Below are 12,902 nucleotides of genomic sequence, written 5' to 3'. Positions count from 1 at the left end.
CGCAGCGCGCGACGCGATGGCGCGCCCGCACGCGCGTGCGTTTGCGTTCGGCGCGGTCCGCTCCGGCCACGCGTGCCGGAACGAACCGCTGCGCGCGATCACTTCCACTGATACAGCATGCCCGCGCCGACGACGCGCTGGCTGCCGGCGAAACCGCCGTTCAGCGTCGCCTTCAGGTTCTCCGTGATGCGCGCCTGCACGCCGACCGCCATGGCCTTCTGGCCCTGGAACGTTGCCGTGCCGACGCCCATCGCGAAGTTCGAATCGCGATCCATGTGCGGAATCGATGCCATCGCGGCCGTTGCCGCGATACCTTCGCGCGCCATCGAATCGGTCTGCTGGATCTGCTGCTGCATCTGCGTCAGCTGGTTGTTGACCGTGTTCAGCGACTGCGTGAACTGGTTCGATACCGCGTTCAGCTGGTTCACGTTCACCGCGTCGGTGCCTTGCGTACCCGCCGCGACGTTCACGACCTGGCGCGCCGAATCCGCGGAGCCGACCGCGACGACGTTCGACCGCCCGCCGTCGTTGCTGCCCGCCCCGAGCGCCGTCGAGTTGCTGCCCGATGCGGTCGAACCGACGCCGATCGCGGTCGAGCCGTTGCCGGACGCCGTCGAGCTGTTGCCGACCGCCGTGCTGTTCGAGCCCGACGCGACCGAACCCGAGCCGCCCGCCGACGAGTTGGAACCGCTCGCGCCCGGCGGCACGTTGCCACCGGTCGGATTCGACGTGTACTGCCCGCCGAGATTGGTCGTGCGCTGGTCGATCAGCGTCGTCAGCTGGTTCGCAACGGAATCGAGCTGCGATACGTTCACTGCGTCCGTGCCGTTCTTGCCGGCGGCGAGGCCGGTGATCTGGCGATTGCCGACGTTCACTTCGCCGGCCGACGACTGCGGACTGCTCAGGCCGTACGCGACGTAGTTCGTCAGTGCGCCGACGGTGGTCAGCGAGCCGGCGCCGAGCGCGACACTGTTCGCGAACGTCGCCGACGCACCGGCGCCGAGTGCGAGCGCGTCGGTCGCGCTGCTGCGCGCACCCGAGCCGAGCGCGACGCTGCCGACGCTGACCGCAACCGCGTTCGCGCCCTGTGCCACCGATTGCGCACCGGTCGCCGTCGCGCCGCTGCCCAGCGCGATCGCGTCGGCTTGCGCGGAGCTGGCCGCTTGCCCGATCGCGATGCCGCCTGGCGCGGTCTGGTCGACGATCGCGCCGTTGCCGATGCCCACGCCGTTGTCGCCGTTGACGACCGTCGTCGGCCCGACCGCGATCGATTCCGCGCCGACGGCCAGCGAATCCGCCGCGGTCGAATTCGCGTGGAAGTACATCTGACCCGTGACCGCGAACGACTGCAGCGAGCGCGCCAGCTGGCGCACCGTCACCGCATCCGTCTGGCCGGTGCCGTCCGCGACGTTCGTGATCTGGCGATACGTCTTGCCCGTCGCATCGCCGACCGATACCGCGCCGAGCAGCCGCTCGTCGGTCGTGTCGAACGGGATCGACGCGCTGCCGTTGCGCAGGATGCCCGACGACGGCACCACGGGGCGATCGGCCACCGAGCCCGAGCCGAGCGCGATGCTGCCGTCCACGCGAGAGATCGCGTTCGGCCCGATCGCGACGCTGTCCAGCCCGAGCGCCTGGCTGTCGGGCGCGGTCGAATTCGCGTGGAAGTACTTGATGCCGTTCGCGTTGATGTTGTCGATCGCCGAGCCGACGCTGTTGTTGATCGTCGTCGAGCCATCGCTGTTGTACGTGACGTACGACGGTGCCGAGATCGTGCCGGTCGCCGGATCGTAGGTCGCGCCGCCGCCGATCGCGCCGGCCGTGCTGTTGCCGAGGTTCGTGTTGTTGTTCGCGATCGAGCTGAGGCCGGTCGACAGCGAGCTGAGGCCGGTCGAGGTTGCGGTCGACAGCGACGTCAGGTTGCTGTTCGTCGCGCTCAAGCCGGTGGACAACGAGCCGACGACCGTCGACGTCGACGTGGACAGCGACGTGATCGTGCTGTTCGTCGAACTCAAGCCAGTGGACAGCGAACTGATCCCGGTGGAGGTCGAAGTCGACAGCGACACGATCGTGCTGTTGGTCGTGCTCAGGCCGGTCGACAGCGAACCGATGCCGGTCGACGTCGAAGTCGACAGCGACACGATCGTGCTGTTCGTCGAACTCAGGCCGGTCGACAGCGAACCGACGGCCGTCGACGTGGACGTCGACAACGACGTGACCGAGCTGTTGGTCGAACTCAGCCCGGTCGACAACGAACTGATGCCCGTCGACGTGGACGTCGACAACGACGTGACCGAGCTGTTGGTGGAACTCAGGCCGGTCGACAGCGAACCGACGGCCGTCGACGTGGACGTCGACAGCGACGTGACCGAGCTGTTGGTCGAACTCAGCCCGGTCGACAACGAACTGATGCCCGTCGACGTTGACGTCGACAGCGATGCGATCGAGCTATTGGCCGACGACAGACCGGTGGAGGTCGACGTCGACAGCGACGTCACCGCGCTGTTGGTCGAGCTGAGACCCGTCGACAACGAGCCGATGGCCGTCGAAGTCGACGTCGACAACGACGTGATGCTCGACAGCGTCGACGTCGACAGCGACGTCACCGCCTGGTTCGTCGCATCGAGCTGCGAACCGTTGATCGCGTCCGTGCTCGACGAACTGATGCGCCCGGCCGCGACGTTGGTGATCTGACGCTCGGTGCCGACGTTCCCCACGCTGACGACGCTCGTCGGATTGATACCCTTGAAGCTGTACGTGACGCCGCCGATCGTCGCGGTCGCGGTCGGATTCGGCGCGGCCGTCACCGAGCCGGAGCCGAGTGCGACATCGTTTGCGTTGTTTGCGACCGCCGACGCGCCGAATGCCACCGCGCCCGCCGCTGCCGCCGTCGACGTGTTGCCGAGCGCGACCGAACCGGTGCCCTGCGCATTGTTCGTATTGCCGATCGCAACCGCACCGTCGCCGTTCGCGGTGTTGTTCGACCCCATCGTCACCGCGCCGGTGCCGATCGCGGTGCTCGGATCGCCGATAGCGACCGCGCCGTTGCCGCTCACGGTCTGGCCGAAGCCGAGCGCGACGGCGCCGGTGCCGCCCAGCACCTTCGACAAGTTGCCGCCGGCGATCGAACCGGCGCCGGCGGTAGCGGCAACCGAGTTGCTGTCGCCGATCGCCACGGTCGACGTCGCGGCCGCGACGCTGTTGATGCCGACCGCGGTGGCGTTCACGGCCGACGCGGTCGCGCCGGCGCCGAACGCGCTCGCCGACGTACCGGTCGCGAGCGCGAGATTGCCGAACGCAACGGCGAACTGCTGCGTCGCGGTCGCCTGCACGCCCATCGCGATCGAACTGAGGCCCGACGCATTGGCGCTCAAGCCGTACGCCTGCGCATTGTCGGCGCCGGCCGACGTTTGGGAACCCATCGCGATCGAGCTGGTGCCGAGCGACTGCGTGCCCGAACCCGGCACGCCGGCGGTGCCGCCCCAGCCGATGGCGATGGACGACGTGCCTTTCGCGCCGCTGTTCACGCCCATCGCGACGGCCGAATTTCCGGAAGCCAGTGCACCGCTACCCACGGCGACGGCAGCCGAGCCCGAACCCGTCGACTGGTTGCCGAGCGCGACAGAACCCGTATTCGTGGCATTGGACGAAAAGCCGAGCGCAATACTTTGCGCCCCGGACGCGACGGACCCCAGGCCGAGCGCCCCCGCATACTGACCGGAGGCCGATGCGTTGTTCCCGAGCGCGACCGCCGCCAGGCCGTTCGCGGTCGCACCGCTGCCGATGGACACGGTGCCGCTTTGCGTGGCCTGCGACAGATTGCCGATGGCGACCGAGTACGCGCCCGATCCGATTGCCTGCACGCCGAGCGCCGCGCTATTGACGCCGGTCGCCTGCGCATTGATGCCGATGGCCGTCGAACTGTCGGCCATCGCGTGCGCGCCGGGGCCCAACGCAGTGGCCGATACGCCGGCCGCGGTCGACAGGTTGCCGAACGCGGTGGCATTCACCTGCGTCGCGATCGAACCGTTGCCGATCGAGATCGAACTGGCGCCGCCGGTCGCGGAGCCGCCGCCCGCCGAGTACTGTGCGTGGGCGCCTGTCTGGAACAGCCCGAGATACGCAGCCGCCATCATCATGACGATTCGCCGGGGCGACGGCCCCGCCGGCGCCGCGACGCACGCCGCATCCCCTGCGTCCCCGGCATGCTCGACCGCACTGCGCGTCGACGCCACGCGCTTGCCGCGCGCACGATCGAGCTCGGACGCCGCGACCCACGCCCCCAGTGCTTCGTTCCAGATCGACTTGAACGTCTTGTTCATCTTGTTTTCCCTCGGTTCACATATGCCGGATGACGCAACCTCGAACGCGGCCGGTTGCAGATCGTCTGCGTGCTACCCGTCCCGCGACGCCTCGCTGCTCACTACGTACTACTAACTGAACTGCCGAATGTCCCTGCACGACACGCGCGACACACGTTGCGAACACGCGAGCGAGCGCCGCACGCGCGTCCGTCGGACGCGCTGCGCAGTGACGACCGAAATCATCGATTCACGGAAGCCGACGTCGCGAACCCGTCGACGGCACGACACGCAGCGCGGCGCCAACACGCGCGGACGCCTCGCGCCGGACCGGCAGCGACGTCGAATCTCACGAGAAAGCGTCGTTCAGACGCGGGTTCGGCACGTGCCGGCCCGATGCGCAGGCCGGCGGCCGTGTTTCATTCGGGGGGAGGATGACGTGGTGCGCACCCCGGCGCAGAAGCACGCGCCGCCGGACCGCGACCGCCGACAGCCGGCGCCGGTTCGAACGAACCGGTGCGTTGATCTGCCACGCTTTTCATGTTCATGTTTGTCGTGCCGCCTGATTCGAGAGCGCGTTGCGCGCGACCGCCGGCCGGGGAATCGGACTGCCCCGGCGGTCGACGCGAATTTGCTCGCCCCTTTCCATCCAGGCGTACACCGACGATTCCGGATTTCCGGAAAACCGACGATTGGCCGGATGACCCCTGCATCGCATTATTCAACTGACTTTCTTTGACTATTTATTGTCGCCTTGTATGTCAAACTCTCAGAAACTTCAAAATCCTTCCATTCAGCTTGTATATCAATTCATGCGAAGGATGATGAAATTCGCATTACCCTCGTGCCCGTCTTCGCCGCGACCCCGCAGTCCCCAAATATGAGATTGCCAGCACGCAATGTCACATTGAATATTGCGCACCGAAACAGGGCACCGCGAAAAATAATTTTGCAAGGAATCCGGTTCCGTCGAAGAACCGATCCAAGCCGCGTCGGGCCTAGTGTGCCGGGATTCATCGGATCAAATCTTTTCTCGGGCGGACAAATTGTTTTCCCGAGCGGACGATATTTACATTCATACACACCGACATGGCAATCGGCATGAATATGAAAGTATTTTCAACCGACGATAAATAAAATCTTAATCACGGGGACATTGAATTGAAGAACGCCATCCGCACAGCGATCTGCGGTTCTCTCGATACATTCCGCTCAAATTCATCGCCCGGGCCAGCGCCGGTTATCGAATTTCCTCCGGCAATGGCGACCGATATTCCTTATTGCATCCGGAATTTTTTTCCGCCGCATTTTTTCGGCGGGATCCCGGTCGCGGCGCAACCGGGCCGATGTGTCAGACATTTCCATACGCGCCGCACGGAAACCCCACCGGCGACGGTGTTGTCGGCATATAATTTTTCGCAACAATCATGCACATCAATGCATCGATTCTGACCGGCCTACCCTCCCTACGCGTTCGCAACCATGTCATCCCGCTCGTCCAGTCCGGCGTCGCTCCGTGCCACGCCGGATCTCGTTGGCGCCCATATTCTTGTCGTAGACGACCGGCCGAACGATCTGCGGCTCCTGACGGAGATCCTGCGCACCGCGCGGTGCCGGATCAGCGTCGCGTTCGACGGGCTGCAGGCCTATCACCGCGCGCAGGCGATCGCGCCCGACCTGATCCTGATGGATGTGCGGATGCCGCGGATGGATGGCTTCGCCGCGTGCCGGCTGCTGGCATCGACCCCGTCGACGCAGAACATTCCCGTGATCATCCTGACCGCCGCGAGCGATCTCGACGATCGCATCGCCGGGCTCGAGACCGGTGCACTCGACTACATCGTGAAGCCGTTCGAGCCGGTCGAGGTCATCGCGCGAATCCGCAATCACCTGAAACGCGCCCGGCGCAGCCAGCCGTTCGCGCACCTGCCCGAACTGCCCGACCATCCCGATGCCGCGCTGGTGCGCGCGGCAAGCGAGGTCCTGCTGCGCGAACTGCGCAATCCGCCGACGCTCGAGGAGCTCGCGCGGCAGGTCGGCACGCATGAGAAGAGACTGTCGCGCGTGTTCCGCGACCATCTCGGCCAGACCGTATTCGAATACCTGCGCGACACGCGGCTGCGCGCCGCGAAGCACTTTCTCGCTGAAACATCGATGGGGATCGGCGACATCGCGGAAGAAATCGGCTTTTCGACGCCGGGCAATTTCGCGACCGCGTTTCGCGAACGGTTCGGCATCACGCCGTCCGACTGGCGGCGCCAGCGTCCTGCGGTCGATGCCCCCCCCGCGTCGCATGAGCGCCCACGCGATGCATAGGTCGCGCGCATCGGCCTGGCACGCGATGCTGCTCGTCGCGCTGGCGCTGATGGCCACGTTCGCCGCGCCCGGCGCCGACGCGGCGGCCGACCCCGCACGCATCGAAGCCGTCTCGTTGCTCGAGGATCCGGGCAGGACGCTGTCCGCCGACCAGGCCGCGGCGCAGCTCGCCGATCCGCAGCACCGCGCGGCCGCGCCGGCGCAGCCGTCGTTCAATATCGAATTCTCGCGCTCGGCATGGTGGGTCGGCGCGACGCTGGCAAACCCGGATGGCGTCGAGCGTCCGCTGGTGCTCGCGATTCGCGACGCACGCATCGACCGCGCGGACTTCTACGCCGAGCGCGGCGGCACGTGGACGCTCGTCGGTCGCTTTCCGTCCGAAGCGGATGCCGCCGGCGGCGCGGTCCGCAAGCACGCCCGATACCCCGTCCTCGACGTGACGCTCCGTGCGGGCGAGCACGTGCCCGTGCTGATCCGCGTGACGTCGCGCAAGGAACTGCGGCTCGCGCCGGCCGCCTTCACGCGTGACGCGTGGGACGCGGAGGAAATGCGCGCCGCGATGTGGGACTTCGGCTTTCTGGGCGGGCTGCTGGCGCTCGTGTGGTGCGCGCTGCTGATCGGCTTCTTCTCGCGCAGCGGCGTATTCCACGTGCTGGCCGGCATCGCGTTGTGCACCGCGCTGTTCGAGGCGACGTACCGTGGCTATACCGCACTGATACTGGGGCCGGGCGCACGCGAATGGTCTGCGCGCGGCGAGATCATCTTCGTGTACCTGTCGGTGGCGCTCTTCATCGCGTTCATCCTGATGGTCGCGCACCGTGAAAAGGCCCGGATACCGCTGCGCGCCGTCTACCTGACGATCCTGGGCCTCGAATGCGCGGGCCTCGTCGGCGCCGCATTCGGCGACCTGCTGACCTTCACGTGGTTCTGCCTGCGGCTGAACACCGTGCTGTCGGTCGTGAACATCGGCATCGCGCTCACGCTCGCGATTCGCAGGACGCCCACCGGCCGCGTGATGCTGATCGCGGTCACCTTTGCGAGCTTCAACTTCCTGATGCGCGTGCTCGACGGCATGAGCGCGGTGCCGCCATGGCTGTTCTGGCTGAAGTCCGACATCTATCCGAACCCGGTGATCGCGATCATCGGTCTCGCCACGCATCTGCTGGTGCTGGCCGCCTGGATCCACCACGTGGGCCGTCAACGCACCGAAGCGCGCAAGCGCCTCGAACACTGGCAGCTCACCGAGCAGGATCGCCTGCGCGACGAGGTCGCGAAGCGCACGCTCGCGCTCAACGACGCGCTGCACCAGGCGAGAACGCACATGCAGCAGAAGATCGAGACGCTCGGCTATGTGAGCCACGACCTGCGCGCACCGTTGTCGACGATCAACGGCTACGCGAAGCTGCTGCTGCAAAGCGCGACGCGCAGTCAGGCGCGGCTGATCCGCTCGATCGATCGAAGCATCCGCTACCAGCTCGCGCTGATCGACGAGTTGCTGCAATACACGAAGGCCGAACTGCAGCCGCTCGGCATTTCGCCGGATGCGACCGACCTGCCCGGCCTGCTGAACGACATCGGCGACTATGCGGTCGCGCTGTGTTCGCAGCAGAACAACCGGTTCGACTACCGGCCGCTGACGCCGTTGCCGCGCAAGCTGTCGATCGACGCGATCCGGCTGCAGCAGGTCCTGCTCAACCTGCTGTCGAACGCGTCGAAGTTCACGCGCGACGGCACGGTCACGTTATCGGTCGGCGCGTATCCGCACGACGATGCGTGGCGGATCGTGTTCGAAGTCGCCGATACGGGAATCGGCATCGACATCGGCAAGACCACCGACATCTTCCGCGCGTACCAGCAGGTGCAGGCGGTGAACGGCGGCACGGGGCTCGGCCTGTTCATCGCGCAGCGGATCGTCGGCGCGATGCACGGCGAACTCGCCGTATCGAGCCAGCCGGGCGTCGGCACGACGTTCACGTTCCAGATCGTCGCGCCGGCGCTCGGCCGGGCGCTGATTCCGGCATCGGCGCTGGCGCGGACGGTACATCCCGCCGGACCTGCCGAGCCCGTACCCGACGCGCATGCGATGCACTGCCCGCCCACCGACGCGCTCGACGAACTGAGCGCGCTCGCGAGCGAAGGCCGTCTCACCGATATCGAGGAATGGCTCGGGCAGCATGCGCACGCGCCGCGGCATGCGGCGTTCGTGCACGCGATGCGGGAGCGCCTCGACGTGCTGGACCTGCACGCAATCGAACGGCTGGCCGAATCGCTGAAGCGCACGGGCATCGCCGATCCGTCGTTCAATGCGGAAGCGGACATGGCCGGGCCGGCGTGATCGCAACCGGCGCGCGCCGCCGTATGGCACGGATTCACTGAACGGTTAGCCGAGACGCGCATCCGTTCGGCAGCAACAAGCGGACAGCGGGGCGCACCGGGGTGTGCGTGACCTTCCAGGCACTCGACGCGCGGAAGGCCCGCTACGAAGCCCATCTGGTCGTCGACACGGTCGGCGACACGGCGGACGGCCGTCCGCGCAATCCACGGACGGCGCGCACAATCTCACGCGGAACGCTGAAAACCCGACAGCTGGCGCATCGTCGACACCAGCGCCGCGTCGTCGCCGGACGCAGCGGGCGTCACGTCTGCGGCGTCGCGCTTCGTGCGTTTCGGATCGAGCCCGGTGCCGCCGCTGCGCCGCCGTGCCGCGTGCCGCTCGATGACCCGCTGCAGCAGACAGAACACGCACAGCAGCGCGCCGATCACGATGCGCGTCCACCACGAACTCAACGTGCCGTCGAACGTGATCAGCACCTGGATCGTGCCGAGGATGCCGACGCCGAACACCGAGCCGATCACGTAGCCCACGCCGCCCGTCAGCAGCGTGCCGCCGATCACGGTCGCGGCGATCGCATCGAGTTCCATCCCCTGCGCCTGCAGCCCGTAGCCGGACAGCACGTACAGCGTGAACACCACACCGCCCAGCGCCGAACAGAAACCGCTCAACGCATACACGCCGACCTTCGTGCGCGCGACCGGCAGCCCCATCAGCAGCGCCGAGCGCTCGTTGCCGCCGATCGCGTACACGTTGCGGCCGAAGCGCGTGAAATGCGCGACGTAGATCGCGGCAGCCAGCGTCGCGAGCGCGATCAGCGCGCCCGCGCTCAGCGTCCCGCCGCCGAGCGGCACGCTGATGCCGGCGAGCGCATGGAACGTCGGCTCGTTGATCGTGATCGACTGCGTCGTGATCAGGAAGCACGCGCCGCGCGCGAGGAACATCCCGGCCAGCGTGACGATGAACGGCTGCAGCCGGAAGTAATGGATCAGCGCGCCCATCGCGGCGCCGTACAGCGCGCCGAACACGAGCACGAGCGGCACGATCGCCCACACCGGCCAGTGCAGCCGCTCGGCGCCGACCGCGCACAGGATCGTTGTCAGCGCAACGACCGAGCCGACCGACAGGTCGATGCCGCCCGACACGATCACGAACGTCATCCCTATCGCGACGATCAGCAGGAACGCGTTGTCGACGAGCAGGCCGGTCAGCACCTGCATCGAGAAGAAACCCGTATACATCACGGATCCGAAGCCGAACAGCGCGGCGAACAGCACGATCGTCACGACGATCGGCAGCGTGCGCGGGTCGGCAAGCCGTGCGAGAAATCGGTTCATCGCGGCGTCGCTCCGGTGGTGGCGCGCGAACGCGCAAAAGGCAGCAGCCGGGACGCGTGCCGGACCGCCAGCGCGCGCGCCGCGTCCGACTGGATCAGCGTCACGACGATCACGACGATCGCCTTCACGACGAGCGTCGCTTCCGGCGGCACGCCGATCGAATAGGTCGTGTAGGTCAGCGTCTGGATGATCAGCGCGCCCAGCACGGAGCCGGCCAGGCTGAAGCGGCCGCCGAGCAGCGACGTACCGCCGAGCGTCACCGCGAGGATCGCATCGAGTTCGAGCAGCAGCCCCGCATTGTTGCCGTCCGCGCTGCGCACGTTCGAGCTCGCGAGGATGCCCGCGAGCGCCGACATCACGCCCGAACACAAGTACACGCCGAACACGACCGCGCCCGCGCGCAAGCCCACGAGCCGCGTCGCGACCGGATTGACGCCGATCGCGCGGATGAACAGGCCCAGCGCGGTGCGGTTCACCAGCAGCGCGGTCGCCGCGATCGTCGCGATCGCGATCCACACCGAGCACGGCACGGCCGCGAGATAGCCGCCGCCGAGTTCGAGATAGCCGGGCGCGCCGATCGGAATGATCTGTCCGCCGGTCAGCAGTTGCGCGATGCCGCGTCCGGCAACCATCAGGATCAGCGTCGCGATGATCGGCTGCATCCCGACGAACGCTACGAGCACGCCGTTCCACGCGCCCGCAAGCAGCCCGACGCCGAGCGCGGCGGCGAGCGCCGTACCGACCCGCGTCGGATCGCCGTCGAGCACGATCGCCGCGGCAGCGCCCGCAATCGCGACGATCGCGCCGACCGAGATGTCGATCCCGCGCGTCGCGATCACGAGCGTCATCCCGAGCGACACGATCACAAGCGGCGCCGCGCGGTTCAGGATGTCGATCGGCGCGCCGAACAGGTGCCCGTCGAGCAGCGAGATCGACAGGAAGCCCGGCCGATGCGCAACGTCGAGCGCGAACAGCAGCGCGAGCGTCAGCACCGGCCATACGAGCGGATGACGCAGCAGCGTACGAAGGCGCATCATGACCGGCCTCCCGCGATCAGGTGGTACACGTGTTCCTCCGATGCGTCGGCGCCGGACAATTCGGCGACCTTGCGGCGATCGCGCAGCACCGCGATCCGGTGGCTCACGCGCACGACTTCGCTGATTTCGGACGAGATGAACAGGATCGCGAGCCCCTGCGCGCACAGGGCGAGCACGCGCTCCATGATGTCGAATTTCGCGGCGACGTCGATGCCGCGCGTCGGTTCGTCGAGGATCAGCAGCTTCGGTTCCGTCGCGAGCCAGCGCGCGAGCAGCACCTTCTGCTGGTTGCCGCCCGACAGCAGGCCGATCGGCTGCTCGGCGTCGCGCGCCTTGATGCCGAGCCGCGCGATGTAGGTGTCGGCGAGCTCGCGCTGGCGCGCGCGGCCGATCAGCCGCCACCAGCCGCGCCGCGCCTGCAGCGCGAGCACGATGTTCTCGCGGATCGACAGCGCGGCGACGATTCCTTCCTTCTTGCGATCCTCCGGGCAATACGCGATGCCGTTGCGCACCGCGTCGTGCGGCGACGACAGCCGCTTGCGCGCACCGTCGATCTCGATCGCGCCGGTGTCGGTGCGCTCGGCCGCGAACGCGAGCCGCGCGGTTTCCGTGCGTCCCGAGCCGAGCAGCCCGGCCAGCCCGACGATTTCGCCGGGCCGCACGTCGAGGTCGAGCGGGCTCATCATGCCGCGCCGGCCGACCTGCTGCATCGACAGGAACGGCGCGGCCGCGCCGGCATCGGGCGACACCGCTGCCGCGCCTGCCTGCAGCGTGCCCGACATCGGTTCGCGGCCGGTCATCTTCGCCACCAGCATGTCGACCGGCAGGTCGCGCGCGAGGTACTCGCCTTCGCGCTCGCCGTTGCGCATCACGGTGATCCGGTCGGACACCGCATAGGTCTGTTCGAGGAAGTGCGTGACGAACAGGATCGCGATGCCCGACGCCTTCAGCCGGCGCAGCACGTCGAAGAGCCGCGCGACTTCGCCGTCGTCGAGGCTCGACGTCGGCTCGTCGAGAATCAGCACGCGCGCGTCGACCGACACGGCCCGCGCGATCGCGACCATTTGCTGCACCGCGATCGGATACGCGTCGAGCGAACGCGTGACGTCGAGCGACAGGTCCAGTTCGGCGAGCGCGTCGCGCGCCCGTGCATGGATCGTCTTCCAGTCGATCGCGCCGCGCCGCAGCGGCTGCCGGCCCGCGAAGATGTTCTCCGCGACCGACAGGTTCGCGCACAGGTTCACTTCCTGATACAGCGTCTGGATGCCGGCCGCCTCGGCTTCGCGCGGCGCGGCGAAATTCACCGGCGCGCCGCCGACGCGAATCTCGCCCGCGTCATGCGCATGCACGCCGGTGAGCACGTTGATCAGCGTCGACTTCCCGGCGCCGTTCTGGCCCATCAGCGCATGAATCTCGCCCGGAAACAGCCGGAAGTTCACGCGCTGCAGCGCACGGACACCCGGAAACGCCTTGTCGATGCCGGTCATCTCGACCACCGGCGCATTCGTCATGGATCGCCCTCGATTCGATGGGGTTGCCGGACGGCGGCCGTCGCGCCGCCGCCCGAACCGTCAGCCGT

The 12,902-nt window shown here is 67.5% G+C and carries 6 protein-coding genes; 2 read left to right on the top strand and 4 right to left on the bottom strand.

Annotation, left to right across the window (positions count from 1 at the left end; genetic code table 11):
- Nucleotides 1–98: 98 nt before the first annotated feature.
- On the bottom strand, nt 99–4,322 hold the full coding sequence (locus Q3A80_RS22470) for a YadA-like family protein (protein WP_446331069.1): 4,224 nt from the start codon (nt 4,320–4,322) through the stop codon (nt 99–101).
- 1,461 nt (nt 4,323–5,783) lie between these two features.
- Between Q3A80_RS22470 and Q3A80_RS22465 the strand changes: the two genes are divergently transcribed.
- Nucleotides 5,784–6,617 (top strand): response regulator transcription factor, encoded by an 834-nt coding sequence (locus tag Q3A80_RS22465; RefSeq protein ID WP_446331068.1) that lies wholly within the window; start codon nt 5,784–5,786, stop codon nt 6,615–6,617.
- Nucleotides 6,610–8,952 carry a sensor histidine kinase gene (locus tag Q3A80_RS22460; protein WP_446331067.1) on the top strand — a complete coding sequence of 781 codons (2,343 nt, stop codon included), beginning with the start codon at nt 6,610–6,612 and terminating at the stop codon, nt 8,950–8,952. The genes Q3A80_RS22465 and Q3A80_RS22460 overlap by 8 nt, the downstream gene beginning before the upstream one ends.
- Before the next feature lie 224 nt (nt 8,953–9,176).
- Here Q3A80_RS22460 and yjfF read toward each other — a convergent pair whose 3' ends face one another.
- Genes yjfF through Q3A80_RS22445 form a run of 3 tightly spaced genes read right to left on the bottom strand, consistent with a single transcriptional unit; the run spans nt 9,177 to nt 12,834 of the window.
- Nucleotides 9,177–10,286 (bottom strand): galactofuranose ABC transporter, permease protein YjfF, encoded by a 1,110-nt coding sequence (gene yjfF, locus Q3A80_RS22455; RefSeq protein ID WP_446331066.1) that lies wholly within the window; start codon nt 10,284–10,286, stop codon nt 9,177–9,179.
- On the bottom strand, nt 10,283–11,323 hold the full coding sequence (locus Q3A80_RS22450; RefSeq protein ID WP_446331065.1) for an ABC transporter permease: 1,041 nt from the start codon (nt 11,321–11,323) through the stop codon (nt 10,283–10,285). The genes yjfF and Q3A80_RS22450 overlap by 4 nt, the downstream gene beginning before the upstream one ends.
- Entirely contained in the window at nt 11,320–12,834 is a 1,515-nt protein-coding gene (locus Q3A80_RS22445; protein ID WP_446331064.1) for a sugar ABC transporter ATP-binding protein, read from the bottom strand. The genes Q3A80_RS22450 and Q3A80_RS22445 overlap by 4 nt, the downstream gene beginning before the upstream one ends.
- Nucleotides 12,835–12,902 lie beyond the last annotated feature (68 nt).

The organism is Burkholderia sp. SR8 (genome assembly GCF_052851275.1).
This window is presented reverse-complemented; position numbering and strand designations above follow the sequence as displayed.